At 71.8% G+C, this 17,197-nt stretch carries 16 protein-coding genes and 1 pseudogene; 7 read left to right on the top strand and 10 right to left on the bottom strand.

The window, feature by feature from the left end:
- Positions 1–377: 377 nt before the first annotated feature.
- The 3 genes from JK364_RS35645 to JK364_RS35635 all read right to left on the bottom strand — a co-directional run bounded on the left by JK364_RS35645 (position 378) and on the right by JK364_RS35635 (position 2,959).
- Positions 378–1,169 carry an SCO2400 family protein gene (locus JK364_RS35645; RefSeq protein ID WP_201855516.1) on the bottom strand — a complete coding sequence of 264 codons (792 nt, stop codon included), beginning with the start codon at positions 1,167–1,169 and terminating at the stop codon, positions 378–380.
- Positions 1,170–1,301: 132 nt separating this feature from the next.
- Complete coding sequence (locus JK364_RS35640) at positions 1,302–2,186, bottom strand: SMP-30/gluconolactonase/LRE family protein (protein ID WP_201855515.1); 885 nt, start codon at positions 2,184–2,186, stop codon at positions 1,302–1,304.
- Positions 2,183–2,959, bottom strand: a complete 777-nt coding sequence (locus tag JK364_RS35635) for an IclR family transcriptional regulator (protein ID WP_201855514.1) — start codon at positions 2,957–2,959, stop codon at positions 2,183–2,185. The genes JK364_RS35640 and JK364_RS35635 overlap by 4 nt, the downstream gene beginning before the upstream one ends.
- A gap of 228 nt (positions 2,960–3,187) precedes the next feature.
- Here JK364_RS35635 and JK364_RS35630 point away from each other — a divergent pair, with 228 nt between their 5' ends.
- Complete coding sequence (locus JK364_RS35630) at positions 3,188–3,811, top strand: hypothetical protein (RefSeq protein WP_201855513.1); 624 nt, start codon at positions 3,188–3,190, stop codon at positions 3,809–3,811.
- Here JK364_RS35630 and JK364_RS35625 read toward each other — a convergent pair.
- From JK364_RS35625 to JK364_RS35610, 4 genes are all read right to left on the bottom strand, one after another.
- Positions 3,786–4,211, bottom strand: coding sequence for an OsmC family protein (locus JK364_RS35625; RefSeq protein ID WP_037959433.1), 426 nt, complete (start codon positions 4,209–4,211; stop codon positions 3,786–3,788). The two genes, JK364_RS35630 and JK364_RS35625, sit on opposite strands and share 26 nt — an antisense overlap.
- Positions 4,212–4,268: 57 nt before the next feature.
- Entirely contained in the window at positions 4,269–4,934 is a 666-nt protein-coding gene (locus tag JK364_RS35620) for a histidine phosphatase family protein (protein ID WP_201855512.1), read from the bottom strand.
- Complete coding sequence (trxA, locus tag JK364_RS35615) at positions 4,927–5,367, bottom strand: thioredoxin (protein ID WP_198280983.1); 441 nt, start codon at positions 5,365–5,367, stop codon at positions 4,927–4,929. Before trxA ends, JK364_RS35620 begins: the two co-directional genes overlap by 8 nt.
- Before the next feature lie 108 nt (positions 5,368–5,475).
- Positions 5,476–7,059, bottom strand: a complete 1,584-nt coding sequence (locus JK364_RS35610) for an FG-GAP and VCBS repeat-containing protein (RefSeq protein WP_201855511.1) — start codon at positions 7,057–7,059, stop codon at positions 5,476–5,478.
- 260 nt (positions 7,060–7,319) lie between these two features.
- Here JK364_RS35610 and JK364_RS35605 point away from each other — a divergent pair, with 260 nt between their 5' ends.
- Positions 7,320–7,961 (top strand): CatB-related O-acetyltransferase, encoded by a 642-nt coding sequence (locus tag JK364_RS35605; protein WP_201855510.1) that lies wholly within the window; start codon positions 7,320–7,322, stop codon positions 7,959–7,961.
- Between the two features lie 482 nt (positions 7,962–8,443).
- On the opposite strand, the gene JK364_RS35600 is transcribed toward JK364_RS35605, so the two are convergent.
- Positions 8,444–9,223, bottom strand: coding sequence for a GNAT family N-acetyltransferase (locus JK364_RS35600; protein ID WP_201855509.1), 780 nt, complete (start codon positions 9,221–9,223; stop codon positions 8,444–8,446).
- Positions 9,224–9,609: 386 nt separating this feature from the next.
- Between JK364_RS35600 and JK364_RS57690 the strand changes: the two are divergent.
- Positions 9,610–10,436: pseudogene (locus JK364_RS57690) on the top strand (polysaccharide lyase family 7 protein).
- Between the two features lie 65 nt (positions 10,437–10,501).
- Here JK364_RS57690 and JK364_RS35590 read toward each other — a convergent pair.
- Together JK364_RS35590 and JK364_RS35585 are read right to left on the bottom strand one after the other, a co-directional pair.
- A complete protein-coding gene (locus tag JK364_RS35590) occupies positions 10,502–11,869 on the bottom strand; it encodes a 6-phospho-beta-glucosidase (protein ID WP_201855508.1) in 1,368 nt (455 codons plus the stop codon).
- The gene (locus tag JK364_RS35585) at positions 11,866–12,648 is read right to left on the bottom strand and encodes a DeoR/GlpR family DNA-binding transcription regulator (protein WP_307841473.1); all 783 of its coding nucleotides are present in this window, start codon (positions 12,646–12,648) and stop codon (positions 11,866–11,868) included. Before JK364_RS35585 ends, JK364_RS35590 begins: the two co-directional genes overlap by 4 nt.
- Before the next feature lie 100 nt (positions 12,649–12,748).
- Here JK364_RS35585 and JK364_RS35580 point away from each other — a divergent pair, with 100 nt between their 5' ends.
- The 4 genes from JK364_RS35580 to JK364_RS35565 all read left to right on the top strand — a co-directional run bounded on the left by JK364_RS35580 (position 12,749) and on the right by JK364_RS35565 (position 17,167).
- Positions 12,749–13,738, top strand: coding sequence for a carbohydrate kinase family protein (locus JK364_RS35580; RefSeq protein ID WP_201855506.1), 990 nt, complete (start codon positions 12,749–12,751; stop codon positions 13,736–13,738).
- A gap of 266 nt (positions 13,739–14,004) precedes the next feature.
- Complete coding sequence (locus tag JK364_RS35575) at positions 14,005–15,387, top strand: extracellular solute-binding protein (RefSeq protein ID WP_201855505.1); 1,383 nt, start codon at positions 14,005–14,007, stop codon at positions 15,385–15,387.
- A gap of 11 nt (positions 15,388–15,398) precedes the next feature.
- Positions 15,399–16,349, top strand: a complete 951-nt coding sequence (locus JK364_RS35570) for a carbohydrate ABC transporter permease (protein WP_201855504.1) — start codon at positions 15,399–15,401, stop codon at positions 16,347–16,349.
- Entirely contained in the window at positions 16,346–17,167 is an 822-nt protein-coding gene (locus JK364_RS35565; protein WP_201855503.1) for a carbohydrate ABC transporter permease, read from the top strand. The genes JK364_RS35570 and JK364_RS35565 overlap by 4 nt, the downstream gene beginning before the upstream one ends.
- Positions 17,168–17,197: the final 30 nt, after the last annotated feature.

Raw genomic sequence — 17,197 nt, 5'->3', positions numbered from 1 at the left:
CCTGCGGCGCGAACCCCGACCCGGGAATCAGGCTGAGCCCCACCCGAGGCCTCAGGCGAACCCCCTGCCGGGCCTGCGGCGAGAGCCCCGATCCGGCGCCTCAGGCTGAGCCCCTGCCGGAGCCTGCGGCGGGAACCCCCACCCGCGGCCTCGGGCGAACCCCCTGCCGGGCCTGCGGCGGGAACCCCGACCCGGGACCTCAAGTTGAGCCCCTGCCCGGGCCTGCGGCGGGAACCCCGGCGCGGCGCCTCGGGCGAGAGCCCCTGCCGGGGGCTGGGGCGGAGCCCCGGTCCGGGGGCTGGGGCGGAGCCCCGGTTTCGGGGAGGGGCGGGGAGGGGAACAGCCCGCCGCAGGCGGCACGATCCGCCGGACACCCTCTACGTGCACCACCACAGGAACCGCTGGCAGGTCTCCGTGGGCGTCGGGCGGCTCGGCGTCGGCGCGACGGTCGCCGGGGCGGTGGGCCTCGGTTTCGACGGGGTCGTGGGCCGATGGGTCGCCCCGGAGCCGCCCGGGGCCGACGGGGAGTCGTCCGACGGGCCGGAGGACGAGGACCCGTCCGGATCGGGCGAGGTGTCGTCCTTCTCGCCCTTGGACTTCTTGCCGCCCTTGTCCTTGTCCTCGTCCTGGGATGGGTCTCGGTCCTCGCCATCCGCCGCCGAGGGGCCCGCGCTCGGGCCGGTCGTGTCCTGGACGATCGTCTCGGCGGATTCGGTCACGCCGCCGTCGCGGTCGGCCACCGGCTCCTGCCGCCTGGGCGCCGGGGAGGATTCCCGCCAGTGCCCCTCGGTGGCCAGTTCGGCCACGAACACCGCGACCAGCACCGGGCCGAGCACCGATGCCAGGATCGCCACCCGGCGTCCCCGGCCCCGGCGGGCCCGGCGGGCCCGGCGGGCGCGGCGGCCGAAGAGGCCCCGGGACTTGGGCTTCCGGCGCGAGGCCCGAGTGGTGCCGGAGGCCCGGGTGGTGCCGGAGGCGCGGGAAGCCTGGGCCGTCCGACGGTCCGCCCGCCGTTCCGCCCGCGTGGCGGGCGCCTCGGCCCCGGCGCCGCCCTCGTCCGCCGCGTCCGACGCGGCAGAGGGCAGCCCGAGATCCTCGACGGGCCTCCCGCATCCAGGGCAGGAGACGGCACCGTTGAGATGGCGGCGACAGGGAGAGCAGTAATCCATTTCGCCGGGCAGGTTATGTGACCAACGGGTAGGTCAGCAGGACGCGGGGTGTGAGGATCCTGTGCAAAGAACCGTACGAAAGCCCTCGTCAGGGCCCTGTCCCGGGGACGGCCGGGGTCCGCCCGGCCCCGCTCAGCCGCCGAAGGCGGGCTGCGCCAACCCCTGCCCCACGCCCGGGATGACCAGCAGTGACCCGGCGAGCGGCGGTGCGGAGGCGCCGAGTCCGACGCGTGCCGAGGTCAGATACAGATCGGTGAGGTCCGCACCGCCGAAGGCACACGCGGTCGGGCGCCTGAACGGCAGCTCCACCACCCGATCGAGTGTCCCGTCAGGGGCGTAGCGACGGATCGCGGCGCCGTCCCACAGGGCGACCCACACCGCACCATCGGCGTCCACGCACAGCCCGTCCGGGAAGCCCGCGCCCTCCTCGACCTCGGCGAACGGCCTCCGGCCCGAGACCACCGGACCGTCCGGGTCCGCGACATCGGGGGCATCGGGGACGTCGAAGACGTCGATACGGCGGGTGGGGGTGTCGATGTAGTACATGAGGCGGCCGTCCGGGCTCCAGCCGATGCCGTTGCTGACCGTCACCGCCGGCAAGAACTCCGTACGGGAGCCGTCGGACCCGATCCGGGAGAGCGTGCCGCCGCCGGCCCCCTCGTCGTAGCGCATGGTGCCCGCCCACAGCGAGCCGTCGGGCGCGACGGCGGCGTCGTTGCCCCGGCGGCCGGGGACCGCCTCGCGCAGCAGCCAGTCGAAGCCGCCGTCCGCCCCGTACACCCCGATGCCGTCGCGGAGGTTGACCACCAGGCCGCCGCCCGCGCGGGGCTTGGCCGCGCCGACGTGCTGCTCGGTGCCCAGGGTGGTGCGGCGGCCGGTGGCGGGGTCGTAGGTGTGGACACGGGAGGAGAGGATGTCCACCCAGATCAGCCGCTGGGCGGCGGCGTCCCAGGTGGGTCCCTCACCGAGCACGGCGCTCGCGCGCACCGCGATCTCGAGCGATGGCCGTGTGCTCATATGTCCCGCCTCCGATGTCCCAGCCGCACCGACAGTTCACCCGCGCCCTTGGCCGCCAGCTCCTCCAGCTCGGCCTGGCGCTCATCGCTCCAGCGGATCGTCGGCACCGAGATCGACAGCGCCGCGACCACCTTCCCCGCGGAGTCCCGTACGGGAGCCGCCACGCAGTTCACATCCGGGTTGGACTCCCGCTGCTCGACCGCGATGCCGCGCTCGCGCACGGTGTCGAGGTGGCGGCGCAGTTCGGCGGGGGAGGTGATGCTGTTGTCCGTCATCGCGGCCAGTGGCTGATCGCCGGACAGCCGCGCGGCCAGGGCGTCCTCCGGGAGGGACGCGAGCAGCATCTTGCCGACCGAGGTGCAGTGGGCGGGCAGCCGGCGGCCCGCGGCGGAGACCATGCGGACGGCGTGGGTGGAGTCGACCTTGGCGATGTAGATGACGTCCATGCCCTCGAGGATCGCGACATGCACGGTCTCGTCGCAGGTCTCCGCGACGCTCCGGGCCACCTGCTGGCCCTCGGCGGCCAGGTCGAGCTGCTCGGCGTAGCGGCTGCCCAGCTGGTACGGCCGCACCCCGAGCCGATAGCGGCCGGGCTGGTCGGGTAGCTGGACCAGATAGGAGCGGGCGGCCAGAGTGGTCACCAGTTCATGGACCGTCGTACGGGGCAGCCCGAGCCGACGGGTGATCTCGGGCGCGGAGAGCGTGCCGTCCCCGTCCAGGAAGAGCTCGAGTATGTCCAGAGCCCGTGTCACCGCGGGCACCAGGCGTCCCATAGTGCTCGCCCTCCCCTTCTGGTTCAGATGGCAAGCGTTCGAGATTCCGGCCGGTGGCCGGTATCGCGAACACAGGTTATGCGGAGGGGACTTCCCCCGGCAATGGTCCGGCAAAGGCACGATGCGAGGGGAAGCGCTTGCGCCACCGGACGAGGACACCCCCGTACGCCACCGCACGACGAGCCCGTACGCCACCGCACGACGAGCCCGTACGCCACGATAGGAGCCATGGATTCCGCGCCCGGCTCATTCGCTCAGCCCGATTCGTTCCCCGCCCCCTTCCCCTTCGTCCTCGTGCTGCTGCGCCGGATGGCCGACCATCAGCCGGGGCTGGTCGAGGACGCACTACGCGAGCTGGGCTTCGGGCGTGCGGTGATGCGCGAGGCCAACCGCCGCTGGCAGGCCATGCAGCGCTCGCCGCGGCGGCGCTCGGCGGTCGCCCGCTACCGCTCCGTACTGGGCCCGCCCGAGTCCACCGCCACCCGCCGGATCGGCGATCTGACCTGCGAGGCGCTGAGCTGGTCCGTGCCGCTGTGGCCGGATCTGCGGTTCGAGGTGCTCACCGCGCCGAACGGGGCGGTCTGGAACGAGTGGCTGGTGCGCGCCCCGGGCGCGCCCGGACCCCGGCTGCGTACGGCCGCCGATCTGCTGCCCTGGTCCTGCACGGTGGACGAGGTGGCGCGCGCCTTCGCGCCCGCACGGCCCATGGAGGGCTCGGCGCCCACCCGCTGGCGGCTCGCCTTCGACGCGCCGGAGGCGGACAACGGTGAACTCCGCCACTATGTGGCGGAGTTCACCTGGGGACTGCTGCAGCGTATGGAGGACGTCAGGCCAGCTTCGCCGACAGCGTGATCTCCGTACCGGCGAGCGCCTGGCTCACCGGGCAGTTCTTCTTGGCGCCCTCGGCCGCCTCGACGAACGCGGCCTCGTCAAGACCCTCCACCGTGCCCTCCACGGTGAGGTGGATCCCGGTGATCCCGGTGCCGGGCTGGAAGGTGACCTCGGCCTGGGTGGTCAGCTGGGTGGGCGGGTTGCCCGCCTGGGTGAGGCCGTGCGAGAGCGCCATCGAGAAGCAGCTGGAGTGGGCCGCCGCGATCAGCTCCTCGGGGCTGGTCTTGCCGTTGGCCTGCTCGGCGCGGGACGGCCAGGAGACCGGCTGCTCGCCGATGCCGGAGGAGTCGAAGGTGACGGTCCCCTTGCCCTCGGCCAGATTGCCCTGCCAGACGGTGTGCGCGGTACGCGTCGTAGCCATGCTCGCTGTTCCCTGCTTCCTGTCGGACGTGCGGTATGCGTATACGGTCGGAGACGATCACCCGGCGGGGGTGCCACCGCTTCCGGTGGCCCCCTGTCCGGAGATCGACTCCGAGCCTACGTTCCAGGCGACCATGGCCGGGCGACCATGCTCACTTCCCAGTCGACTGACGGTCGCGGTGTCGAGCCGGAAGAGCGCACCGGCGGACGGGGGCAGACCCAGCCGCCGGGCGGTGAGCACCCGCAGGACATGGCCGTGCGCCACCAGCACCACATCGGCGCCGTCCGCCGCCGCCAGGTCGGGGGCGATCCGGGCGAGCACCCGGTCCACCCGGTCCCCGATTCGCTCGGGAGACTCGCCGGGGTGGTCGGCGTGGTCGGGGTGGTCGGGTCCGGCCGGTGGCACGCCGTCGGTCCACAGGTTCCAGTCGGGGCGGGTGCGGTGGATCTCGTCGGTGGTGACGCCCTCGTAGCCGCCGTAGTCCCATTCGCGCAGATCGGGCTCGACGGTCAGATCCTCGAGCCCGGCGAGCCGCGCGGTCCGCACGGCCCGGTCCATCGGGCTGACCAGGATCAGCCCGATCTTCCGTGCGGCGAGCGGCCCGCGCAGGGCACGTGCCTGCTCCTCACCGCGCGGGGTCAGGGGCAGATCGGTCCAGCTGGTGTGCTTGTGCGACCGGCTCCACTCGGTTTCCCCGTGCCGGACCAGCAGCAGCTCAGCCACGGTCGCCGGATGCCTTCTCCTCGCCCGCGACGCCCTGCTCCTTCTCCTCGTCGATGGCGTGCTTCTCGTTCGCCGCGGCGGCGATGGAGGCGCGCACCGTATCCATGTCCAGGTCGCGGGCCTGGCCGATGAGGTCCTCCAGGGCCGGCTCGGGGAGGGCGCCGGGCTGGGCGAAGACCGCGATGTTCTCCCGCACGATCATCAGCGTGGGGATGGACTGGATGTCGAAGGCAGCGGCCAGCTCGGGCTGGGCCTCGGTGTCGACCTTGGCGAACAGCAGATCCTGGTGGCGCCCGGCGGCCTTCTCGTAAATGGGCGCGAACATCCGGCACGGCCCGCACCAGGAGGCCCAGAAATCAATCAGAACGAATTCGCTCCCGGACACGATCTCGTCGAAGTTGTCCTTGGTGAGCTCGACGGTGCTAGTGCTCATGCCTGCGTTACCCGCTTCCGTACGTCGGCAGATGCCACATGCACGGTAACCCCGCCACTGCCCGCCGTTATTCCGGCGCGGTGGCGGGGTCGGCGGCCGCTGGGACAGCTAGCCTGTCCGGAAGCGTATGCCCAGGTCGGCGGGGGTGAAGTGGCGTACGTCCCCGGTGGAGAGCCCGTGGTCGGTCCCCCGGAAGATCCAGAAGCCGCCCGTCCTGCCGCGGCCGTAGCCGGGCGCGGCGGCGATCACATCCTCGTGTCCGTCCCCGTCGACGTCGAGCAGCGGGGGCTGCGGGGCGAAGGCGTCGAAGCCGTACGGGGTGTGCCGACCGGGCACACCCGGGGTGTCCAGGTCCAGGGACTGGACCCGGCCGTGCTCCCCGTCGTGCTCCCTGTTTGGGTCCTTGGCCTGGTCGGGGGCCTGGTCGGGGGCCTGGTCGGGGGCGTACTCGCCGCCGCGCCCGTGCCGTGCGCCGGGCAGCAGGGTGAGCCGGCCGTTGCCGTTGTTCTTCTCCGGGGCGGCCACGACGAGGTCGGGGCGGCCGTCGCCGGTGATGTCCCCGACGGCCGGGGAGCCGCCGAAGCCGTCGCCGCGCCGTGCGTCACCGGGCATGCCCGGTGCGGACTGGTCGACGGTGAGATCCGCACGCCCCCGGCCCAGGCCGGACTTGGCGCCGTGGACGACGGTCAGCCGTCCGGAACCGCGGTGCCGGCCGGGGCCGAGGGTCCCCTGGCCGGGCGCGAGCAGATCGTCGGTCCCGTCGTGGTCGGCGTCCCCGGCCGCGGGCTCGCGCGGGCCGTCCTCCGTGCCGAGGGCGTGGGCCAGCCGCGCCTCGGGCCGCCTGTCCCGCACCAGGCCCTTGGGACCGCCGCGGTAGTGGGCGACGGGGGTGTCGAGGGGGGTGTCGAGGGGGGCGGTGTCGCCGGGTTCCGGGCCATCCGCGCGTTGCGGCTCATCCGCCTGGCCGAGGCCGTAGCGGTAGGTCAGCACCACATCGGTGCGGTGGTCGCCGTTGAAGTCCCCGGCCGTGGCGGTGGCGGGTGCGCCGCGGCGGGGCCGGTCGGTGGGGCCGGTGGGGAGCGGGGCGGTACGGGCGGGGTGAGCCTTGGCGCCGAACGGCCCGTACAGCACACGTACGGCACCCCGGCCGTCCGCCGCCGAGGCCAGTACGTCGGCCGCGCCGTCCCCGTCGAAGTCCCCCACGGCCAGCGCCAGGAATCCGGCCGCGCCGCCGCCGAGCGGGCGCGGCGCGGCCAGCCCCCGCGGGCCGCCGCGCAGCACCACCGTCTCCCCCGTCCGCTCGGCCCGCGGCGAACCGCCGTGCCGGAAGCGCGCCGTCACCAGGTCGGTGAATCCGTCCCGGTCGAGATCGGTGCGCAGCAGGGGGCCCACATAGTCGTCCTCGGCGCCGTTCGCGACGAGGCGGTGCCGTGGGTCGAGGCCGTGCGCCCCGCCGTAGACCACCGCGAGCCGGGCCGGCAGCGGTCCCCGGGAGGCGCTGGTGGGGCGGATGGCGGTGGCGAAGTCGTCGTAACCGTCGCCGTTGAAGTCCCCGAGCGAGGCACCGGCCGCCCCCTTGGTGGCTCCCTCCGCCGGCCTCCGCCCCTCGTGGCCGCCGCCCTCGCTGCACCCGGCGAGCAGCAGCACGGACACGGACACCGCCACGGCGGCGACGGGAACGGACGAACGCACGGCGACACCTCGCAAGGCGGATCGGGCGGACACGGACGGCAGAGACAACGGGCGGCGGGCACAGGTGCGGGTACGGATGGGGGTACGGACGCGGACGAGGGCTTCACCGCTCAAGGACTCCAGGGAGCGCGCTCGGGTTGCCTCGCGGCCGCCCCCGCCAAATACGCGCGACACCGGGCGCCGACCTTGCGATCATGACGCCTGGCCCCTGGCCCCTGGCCCCCGGCCCCTGGACCCCGGACGAGAAAGGGCGATGCGCGATGCCGGCCATACCCGCCGACCCGACCGTGCTGCACCCGATGCCCGAGCAGCCACGGGTGGTGCTGCTCAAGCCGCTGATCACCTCGCCGCTGATCGAGGTCGGGGAGTTCTCGTACTACGACGACCCGGATGAGCCCACCGCGTTCGAGACCCGCAATGTGCTGTACCACTACGGGCCGGAGCGGCTGGTCATCGGGAAGTTCTGCGCGCTGGGCGAAGGGGTGCGGTTCATCATGAACGGCGCCAACCACCGCATGGACGGCCCGTCCACGTTCCCCTTCCCCATCATGGGCGGCTCGTGGGCCGACCACTTCGACCTGATCACCGGTCTGCCGGGCCGGGGCGACACCGTGGTGGGCCATGACGTCTGGTTCGGATACCGGGCGATGGTGATGCCCGGCGTCCGCATCGGCCACGGCGCGGTCATCGCCTCCGGTTCCGTGGTGGTGGACGACGTTCCCGACTACGGCATCGTCGGCGGCAACCCGGCCAAGCTCATCCGCCGCCGCTACGACGAGGAGGACATCGCCCGGCTGCTGGCCCTGGCCTGGTGGGACTGGCCGCTTGAGCACCTCACCGCCCATATCCGCACGATCATGTCCGGCAGCGTGGACGAGCTGGAGGCGGCGGCCCCGCGGTAGGAGGCGTCCGGCGGCTCGTGACACCTGCGGACCGTGACGCCTGCGGCGGGCTGCTCCCCACCCCACCCCACCCCACCCCACCCCACAACTGGGGCTCCGCCCCAGACCCCGGACCGGGCTTCGCCCCTTCCCGCAGCACCGATACGCGGCTCCGCCGCGCGGTGGGGCTCCGCCCCAGACCCCGGGGGTCCAGGGGCGAAGCCCCTGGTAGCGGTGCGGAGAGAGGGGAGGCCCCCCGCACCTGCCGCGGGGCCAGGCAGTGCCCGGCGGGTCTTGGCGCCTGCGGCGTGCTGAGCATCGGTGTGCGGCTCCGCCGCGTGACTGGGACTCTGCCTCAGCCCCCGGGGTCCAGGGGCGAAGCCCATGGTTACGGGAAGGGGCGGGTAGGGGAAAGAACCGCCGGACACCCGTGGGCCCCGGCCCCGGGCGGGGCAGAGACGGCCCGCGCCTGAGCAAGCCGTCCCTCCCCCGCCCCCGCTACCTCAGCTCTCCAGACTCATGTACAGACGAGTCCCCCGCGGCCGAAAACCCACGCGTTCGTAGACCCGGCGGGAGCCCTCACCCGAGTACTCCAGCCAGACCGACCGGGCTCCCCGGGCGAACATCGTCTCGGCCAGGGCGGCGGTGACCGCGGCGGCGATGCCCCGGCCGCGGAAGGCGGGCCGGGTGCCCACGCCCGCCAGTTCGGCGGTGCCCACGGCGGGAGCCGAGCAGGTGGCCCCACCGGCGCAGCCCCCGTCGGGCGCCCGGACGAACCGCACCGCGCCGCCGTCCTCCTGGACGCGGCGCAGCCGGGCCGCCCCCTCCTCGGAGGCGGCGAACTCACTGGTGAACGCCTCGGACAGCGCGGCGTCGATCGCCCGGTAGTCCTCGTCCGTGGCCGGAACCGCCACCGGAATCGCCACCGGAATCGCCACCGGAGCGGCCGCCGTGCCCCGGGGAACGGCGAGCCGTTCCGGGGTGCACACCAGATACGCGTGCGTGGCCTCCACGCCGAACCCCGCCTCCCGCAGCGCGGGCTCCACGGCGGGCGCGGCGTCCGGCGCGAACTCGAGCCGCGGTTTGAGTCCGCGCACCCGGAACGCCTCGATCAGCTCCTTGACGTCCCGGGCGGTGGGCCGGGCGCCGGGAAGAGGGGTGGCGTAGTTGATGTACGGGCTGGTGGTGCCCGGTTCGATCCCCGCCACGAAGCCCCCGGCTTCGACAAACACGGGGCGGCGGCGAAGGTTGGCTACGGCAAAACTCTGCACGTCAGTGCCCATGGTGAAGTGACCTCACGGATCAACGCGGCGGAAGGCGCCGCGGAAGGAAGCGGTGTACGGATGCGTGGGGCCGCCGTGAGGAGACATGTGGAGACGGGCTGTTGGCACCGATCGTTCAGTGCCGACGGCGGCCGCTGGGGGACGCCGAGTCCATGGGCTTCAGTCCTTTGATGACAGGTGGGGGAATCGCCACGCGGAACATAGCGCAGGGCGTGGCCGGGTGACACATGGTTTTGCGAGCCGACGCGTAACTCCGCCCACCGAAGGATTGACGCGGACACACCACGACTCTACGGTCTCGTCACATCGTGGCGTTCACAACAAAACACAAGCTTCACATACATGGACCTCGGTCCATACCAACCCCCCACGGGAAGGCAATTCCCATGCGCATCCGTACGCTGCTCACCGCGCTGGCGACCGTGACCACCGTCCTCGGTGGCCTGGCCCTCGCGGTCCCCGCCGGCGCCTCCCCCACGGCCGCCGGCGCCTCTCCCACGGCCGCCTCCCCACGGCCGTCTCCGCCGACCCGTCGAAGGCGCCGGGCGGCAACTTCGACCTCTCGGTGTGGCAACTCCAGGAGCCGGTCGGCTCCCCCGGCAAGCCGACGACCATCCCCTCGTCCCGGCTCCAGGGGGCGAGCGGATTCCAGGACGACTACTTCTACACCGACAAGCGCGACGGGGCGATGACGTTCTGGGCGCCCGAAAAGGGCGTCACCACCCCGAACTCCAACTACGCCCGCTCCGAGCTGCGCGAGATGAACCGCGACGGCGGCGCCGCGGACTGGTCGCTCGGCGGCTCGCACAAGCTGCAGGCGACGCTGCGCGTGGTGTCGGTGACGAAGAACGTCTGCGTCGGCCAGATCCACCTCGGCTCGGGCGGCTCCTCCACGAAGCCGCTGGTGGAGCTGTACTACCGCGCCAACGGCGACATCGTCCTCGGCACCGAGAACTCCCCCGACGGCGGCCAGACGCTGCACAACGTGGGCCATGTGTCGGTCGGCAAGACATGGAACTACACGATCGGCGTCTCCGGCGGCGACACCATCGACCTGACGGTCAACGGCAGCACGACGCACTACGACATCCCGTCGTCCTTCTTCCCGTACAAGCAGTACTTCAAGGCGGGCTCGTACAACCAGTCGTCCTCCGACAGCACGACGAACGGAGCACGCGTCGGCTTCTACGGGCTGACCGTCTCCCACGGCTGAGCCGACTGAGCCCGCGGGGCCCGGCGGCCGAGGCGGCCGCCGGGCCTTGTCGCCGGACAACACACCTAGGACGTCTTGCCGCCGAAGACCTCGGCCACTTCGGGGATGCGGTCGATGTAGCCGTCGAGCAGCTTGCGGCCGACGGTCACCGAGTCGACCAGCGGGTGGAGGGAGAACGCCTTCGCGGCATCGGTCCGGGAGCCGGTGACAGCGGCGCTGATGGTGAGCCGCTCGACCGCCTTGACCTGCTGCATCAGCCCTGCTTGGTGCAGGTCGGGCTGGGTGATGGTGTGCGGGTGGACACCGCCCGCGTCAACGGTCACGGGCACCTCGACGACGGCGTCGTGGGGAAGGGCGGAGACGGTGGTTCCGTTGCGCACATTGAGGATCATCGTGGCGCGTTCATTGCGGCTGATCGCGGCCATCACCGCGAGGGCGACCCCGGCATACCCCTGGTGCGCGGGGTCCGGCCGGAAGTCCTCGTCCGGTTGGGCCTCGCCCTGGACGGCGCCCTTGGCCTCCGCCATGTAGTTGGCGCTGCGGTCGGCGATGGTCTTCCGCCACAGCGACACGGCCGCGCCCCCGGCTGCCTCCGTCACCCGCTGGTAGAACTCCTGCTGCTGGCGTGCGAGGAACTCGCCGCGGGTCTGCGGAGCGTCGAGGATGGACCGTACGGCCTCGCGGTTGAAGTAGTAGTAGTACAGGTACTCGTTGGGGATCAGGCCGAGGTCGCGCAGCCACTCGCGCCCGAAGACAACGCCCTCCTCCAGGTCGCCGAGGCGCTCGTCGGCGAGCAGCCGGGGCAGGATGTCCTCGCCGTCGTGCAGCACGCGGCGCATCCAGCCGAGGTGGTTGAGGCCGACGTAGTCGAACTGGGCCCGGGACGGGTCGAGGCCGAGGGTCGTGGCGATGCGGCGGCCCAGGCCTGACGGCGTGTCGCAGATGCCGAGGACCCGATCGCCGAGGACGCTCTGCATCGCCTCGGTGATCATGCCGGCCGGGTTGGTGAAGTTGATGACGTAGGCGTGCGGGGCCAGCCGCCGCACCCGGTGCGCGATGTCGAGCATGACGGGGATGGTGCGCAGCCCATAGGCCAGACCACCCGGGCCGGTGGTCTCCTGGCCGAGGACGTCGAGGTCGAGGGCGACCCGCTCGTCACACATCCGCCCCGTAAGCCCGCCCACACGGATGGCGGCGAACACGAAGTCGCTGCCCTCCAGGGCGTCGTCGAGCGACGTGGTGACCGTCACCCTGGGCGCTTCGGCATGGCCGTCGGCGAACTGGGCGAGCACTTCGGCCATGGCCTTGAGCCGGGCCGGGTCGGTGTCGTACAGCCACACATCGTCGATACGGGGGGAACCCTGATCGTGCAGCAGGGCCTGGTAGACGTATGGCACGCGGAATCCGCCACCGCCGAGGACGGTCAACTTCATGCGAGTATCACCTTTCCGTCCGCCTCGCGGCAGAGCTGGAGCGTGTTGGGGTCGGCACCGCTGGTGGTGATCAGGACGTCGAGATCGGAGAGCGAGCACACGCGCAGCGATCCGGTGCCGGGGAACTTGGTCTCGGCGGCGACCAGGACGACCTTCCCGGCCGTCTCGATCATGGCCTGTTTCAGGGGGGCCTCGACGGCCATGTTGTCCACCACATGGCCGTTGGGCCGCACCCCGGTGCAGCTCAGGAAGAGCAGGTCGGCGCTGACCTGGCGGAGTGCCTGCTCGGTGAGGGAGCCGACCAGGGACTGGTAGTTGCGGCGCAGCACGCCACCGAGCATCACCAGCCGTACGGCGTCGTCGTCGCGGAGTACGTCGAGCACCGGCAGGCTGCTGGTGATGACGGTGACGGGACGGCCCCGCAGCCGGCGAGCGATGGCCAGAGGGGTGGTTCCGATGTCGAGGACGATCACGCTGTCGTCCTCGACCAGCTTCACGGCCTCCTCGGCGATCGCGTCCTTCAGCACCTGGTGGCGTGACATGACTACGTCGAGCGGGATCTCGCGCTCCGCCTCCGTTTCGGCGGCTTCCGCGGACCCGCGCGGCAGGGCCGCCCCGCCGTAGGTGCGGAGCAGCTCGCCGTTGCGGTCGAGGAGGGTCAGGTCCCGGCGAATCGTGGACTCGCTGACCTGGAGGTTTTCGGCGAGCTCGCGTACCGAGGCCACTCCGGTGGACCGGAGTGACTCGACGATCTTCGCATGTCGTTTGCGTGAGGTCACGCAATGACGATAGCACCGCATGACTGAAGTCAGTCATAACGACAAGAGACATTCTCGTTGCTGATCGACTCTTGTCATTCCGTAGGGGCGGTGCTCATAGTTGAGCACTTCACCGTGGTCGCACCGGAAAGAGGCGGTCTCCGTGCTCGACGTGCTCTTCGCGGGCGAGGTCTTCTGCGACCTCGTCTTCGGCGGCATCCCCCACCTGCCCACCCCAGGAACCGAGGTGTACGCCGACCGGTTCGCGGTCTCCCCCGGGGGAACCGCGAACCGCGCCGTCGCCACCGCCCGCCTCGGACTGCGGACCGGAATCCTGGGGGTGATCGGCACCGACCTCTTCGGCGAGCACCTCGCCGCCCGGCTCGCGGCCGAGAAGAACCTGGACCCGACCTGGCTGCGCCGCGACCCCGCCGTGCACACCCCGGTCACGGTCGCGGTGACCCAGGAACACGACCGCGCCTTCCTCACCTACGAGGAGAAGGGGGCCCTGCGCCCTGAGGTGTGGGAGGGCGAACGGCCCGACGTCCGCTTCCTGCAACTCGGGATCGGACGGCCGCTGCCCGCCTGGGCGGCCGAGTTCCGCGCCCGCGGCACCCGTGTGGTGGGCGGCGTCGGCTGGGACCCCACCGGCCAGTGGTCACGGGATCTGCTCACCCGCCTCGCCGAGGTCGACGTGTTCGTCTGCAATGCCGTCGAGGCGACGAGCTACACCCGCACGGAGACGGTCGAGGAGGCCGTGAAGGTCCTCGCCGACCATGTGCCCGACGTCGTCGTGACCGATGGCGGGCACGGCGCGGTCGCGGTGGACGGCGACACCGGCGAGCTGGTCCGGGTCGCCGTTCCCCGGGTGCCGGCCGTCGATCCCACCGGCGCCGGTGATGTGTTCACCGCGGGACTGATCACCGGCCTGAACCACGACTGGCCCCTCGCCACCCGGCTCCGCTTCGCCGGACTGTGCGCCGCCCTGTCGGTGCAGAGCCTGGGCGGCGCGAACAGCGCACCGCACTGGGAGGCGATCGACGCCTTCCTCGAACGCACCCCCCGGATTCCGGACGCGGACCTCATCCGCATACGTGCGATCAAGCCGTAGCTCCCGGGATTCGGTCCGGGGCGGACGACCGCGCCCCGCCGCATCCGACAGACGCCGCCCCGGCCCCGGGCGGCCGCACCCCACAGCATCAACCGCACCCCCACCCCCGGGCGGCCGCACCCTCAGCACCAACCGCACCCCCACCCCCGGGCGGCCGCACCCTCAGCACCAACCGCACCCCCACCCCCGGGCGGCCGCACCCTCAGCACCAACCGCACCCCCAGCACCAGCACCAGCACCAGCACCAGCACCAGGAGGACCACCCCATGGTCGAGAGAACCCCACGACGCCCCCGTCGGCGCCTCATAGCCGCGGCGGCGCTCGCCACCGGTGTCCTGACCGGTGTCGCGGCCTGCTCCCCCGGCCCGAGCGACGGGTCGGCCACCAGCGCCAAGACCTCGGGCCCGGTCGCCACCGACCCCGCCAAGGCCGGGAAGGTCACCCTCACCGTGTGGGACCAGAACACCGACCCGGGCGCCAACGCCTCCACTGAGGCGCTCAACAAGGCGTTCATGGCGAAGTATCCGAACGTCACCATCAAGCGCGTCTCCCGGTCCTTCACCGACCTCAAGACCACGCTGAAACTCGCCCTGTCCTCCGCCAACCCGCCCGACGTCGTCCAGGCGAACCAGGGCTACCCCGACATGGGCGCCTTCGTGAAGGCCAAGCTGCTGCAGCCGGTGGACCGCTACGCCAAGGCCTACGGCTGGGACACCGCCTTCCCGTCCCAGCTGCTCGACCTCAACCGCTTCACCCCCGACGGCAAGACCTGGGAGACCGGCAATCTGTACGGCGTCTCGCAGACCGGTGAGATCATCGGCATCTACTACAACAAGGCCAAGCTGAAGTCGCTCGGCCTGCCCGTGCCCACCACGCCCACCGGCTTCGAGACCGCACTGGCCAAGGCCAAGTCGTCGGGCCTGCAGCCCCTTTCCTACGGCGACTCCGACAAGAGCCCGGGCATCCACATCTTCGGCGTCATCCAGGCCCTCGCCGCCGGGAAGTCCGAGGTCCGCAAGCTCGTCTTCGACGAGGGCGACGCCAAGTGGACGGACTCCGGCACCCTCAAGGCCGCGACCACGCTGCGCCGCTGGGCCGACAAGGGGTACCTGGGCTCCGGCTTCAACGGCAAGAGCAAGGACCAGGCCGTCGCCTCCTTCGGGCAGGGCAAGTCCCTGTTCCTCCTGGAGGGCACCTGGCAGTCGGCCGCCCTCGCCCCGAAGATGAAGAAGAACGTCGGCTTCACCGCGCTCAGCCCCACCGCCGGGCAGCCCCCGCTCACCCAGGGCGGCGAGGGCCTCGCATGGTCCGTGACCTCCAAGTCCAAGCACCCGGACGTCGCCGGCGCGTACATCGACTTCCTCGTCAACAAGAACGGCATGAAGGCCGCCGCCACCCACGGCAACCTGCCGGCCCTTCCCCCGGCCGACTACAAGCCGGCACCCGGCACCGTCGACGCGGACATCCTCACCCGGTGGAAGGCCGTGAGCGAGAAGGACGGACTGCTTCCCTACCTCGACTACACCACCCCGACCTTCTACGACACCCTCACCGCCGCCGTCCAGGAGCTGACCGCGGGACACCTCACCCCCAAGGCGTTCACCAGCCGACTCCAGTCCGACTACGCGTCCTTCCAGAACAGCAGGTAGACCCCAACGCCATGGCCGCCACCGCACACCGCCCGACGGCACGCAAGCGCCCGGCCGGCGCCCCCACCCGGGAGCCGGTCCGGCGCCGCGGCCGCGTCGTCCAGTGGAAGGGCTACCTCTACGCCCTTCCCGCCCTGATCGTCCTCACGGTCTTCCTGCTGGTCCCACTCGGCCAGCTGGTGCAGATCTCCCTCTTCCACTGGGACGGAATCTCCGTCTCCACCTGGGCGGGGTTCGACAACTACACCGAGATCGCCCGCGACCCGCGGCTGCGCGCGGGCTTCCTCCACTCCTTCATCCTGATCCTGTTCTTCTCCGTCATCCCGATCGCGCTCGCCCTGATGCTCGCCGCGGTCACCACGCGGGCCGGCCGGCTCCGCGGCGTCTCCGTCTTCCGCGCGATGATCTTCCTGCCGCAGGTGGTCGCGATGGTCGTGACCGCCACCGCCTGGACGGCGATCTACGCTCCCGACGGCGTGCTCAACACCGCGCTGCGCGCCATCGGACTGGAGTCGGTCGCCCGCCCCTGGCTCGGCGACTTCTCCACCGCCCTGCCCGCCGTCGGACTCATCGGCACCTGGCTGGAGATCGGCCTGTGCCTGGTGCTGTTCATCGCCGGCATCGGGCAGATCCCGGCGGAGCTCTACGAGGCGGCGAAGCTGGACGGGGCAGGCCCGGTGCGGGAGTTCTTCGCCGTCACCCTGCCCGGACTGCGCGGACAGATCACCGTCGCGCTCACCCTCACCGTGATCGCCGCCCTGCGCACCTTCGACCTGGTGTACGTCGCCACCCACGGCGGCCCGGGCAACGCCACCAGCCTGCCCGCCTACGAGGTCTACAACCGGGCCTTCGGCACCGGCCAGGTCGGCTCGGCCTGCGCCATCGCCGTCACCCTGACCGCGGTGATCCTCCTTCTCACCTTCCTGATCACCAAGGTCCAGCCACAGGAGGACGAGACGTGATCTCCAGCCGCGAACGCGTGCTCAACTACGCCATCCTCACCCTCTTCGCCGCGCTGGCCCTGCTGCCGCTGATCGGCGTGGTGTCGTCCGCGCTGACCCCCGCCGCGGAGTCCGGGCCCTCCTTCACCTGGCCTCGCCACCTGGACCTGGGCAACTTCTCCACCGCTTGGCGCCAGGGCCACTTCGCCACCTATCTGACCTCCAGCCTGCTGGTCGCGGTCTCGGTGGTGGTCCTGACGGCCGTCCTGGCGATCCTGGCGGGCTTCTCCTTCGCGCACTTCGACTACCCCGGCCGGTCAGCCCTCTTCTACATCACCCTCATCGGGCTGATGGTGCCGCCCGAGGCCTTCGTCATCCCGCTCTACTTCAACCTGCGCGACACCGGACTCACCGACTCCTACTGGTCGCTGATCCTCCCGCAGACCGCCCAGTCCCTCGCCTTCGGCGTCTTCTGGATGCGCAACTTCTTCCGCTCGGTGCCGGTCAGTGTCATCGAGGCGGCGCGCCTGGACGGGGCGTCCGACTGGCGGCTGCTGTGGCGGATCCTGGTGCCCACCAGCCGTCCGGCGCTGGTGACGATGGCGATGCTGGTGTTCATGTGGACCTGGAACGAGTTCCTGCTCCCGCTGGTCATGATCACCGACGAGAGCAAGCGCACCGCACCGCTCGGCCTGGCCTTCTTCCAGAGCGAGCACACCACCCAGTACTCCGTGCTGGCGGCCGCGTCCATCATCGTCGCCCTGCCGGTCGTCGCCTCGTATGTCTTCCTGCAACGGCACTTCATCTCCGGCATGCTCTCCGGCGCGGTGAAGGGCTGAACGAACGCCCGGGGCCCGGCGGCCGAGAGG

The organism is Streptomyces endocoffeicus (genome assembly GCF_016741935.1).
Classification (GTDB): domain Bacteria; phylum Actinomycetota; class Actinomycetes; order Streptomycetales; family Streptomycetaceae; genus Streptomyces; species Streptomyces endocoffeicus.
This window is presented reverse-complemented; position numbering and strand designations above follow the sequence as displayed.

Coding starts and splice junctions, on each gene's coding strand:
- JK364_RS35645 (WP_201855516.1), bottom strand. CDS start 1,169: ATGGATTACTGCTCTCCCTGTCGCCGCCATCTCAACGGTGCCGTCTCC.
- JK364_RS35640 (WP_201855515.1), bottom strand. CDS start 2,186: ATGAGCACACGGCCATCGCTCGAGATCGCGGTGCGCGCGAGCGCCGTG.
- JK364_RS35635 (WP_201855514.1), bottom strand. CDS start 2,959: ATGGGACGCCTGGTGCCCGCGGTGACACGGGCTCTGGACATACTCGAG.
- JK364_RS35630 (WP_201855513.1), top strand. CDS start 3,188: ATGGATTCCGCGCCCGGCTCATTCGCTCAGCCCGATTCGTTCCCCGCC.
- JK364_RS35625 (WP_037959433.1), bottom strand. CDS start 4,211: ATGGCTACGACGCGTACCGCGCACACCGTCTGGCAGGGCAATCTGGCC.
- trxA (WP_198280983.1), bottom strand. CDS start 5,367: ATGAGCACTAGCACCGTCGAGCTCACCAAGGACAACTTCGACGAGATC.
- JK364_RS35605 (WP_201855510.1), top strand. CDS start 7,320: ATGCCGGCCATACCCGCCGACCCGACCGTGCTGCACCCGATGCCCGAG.
- JK364_RS35600 (WP_201855509.1), bottom strand. CDS start 9,223: ATGGGCACTGACGTGCAGAGTTTTGCCGTAGCCAACCTTCGCCGCCGC.
- JK364_RS35590 (WP_201855508.1), bottom strand. CDS start 11,869: ATGAAGTTGACCGTCCTCGGCGGTGGCGGATTCCGCGTGCCATACGTC.
- JK364_RS35575 (WP_201855505.1), top strand. CDS start 14,005: ATGGTCGAGAGAACCCCACGACGCCCCCGTCGGCGCCTCATAGCCGCG.
- JK364_RS35570 (WP_201855504.1), top strand. CDS start 15,399: ATGGCCGCCACCGCACACCGCCCGACGGCACGCAAGCGCCCGGCCGGC.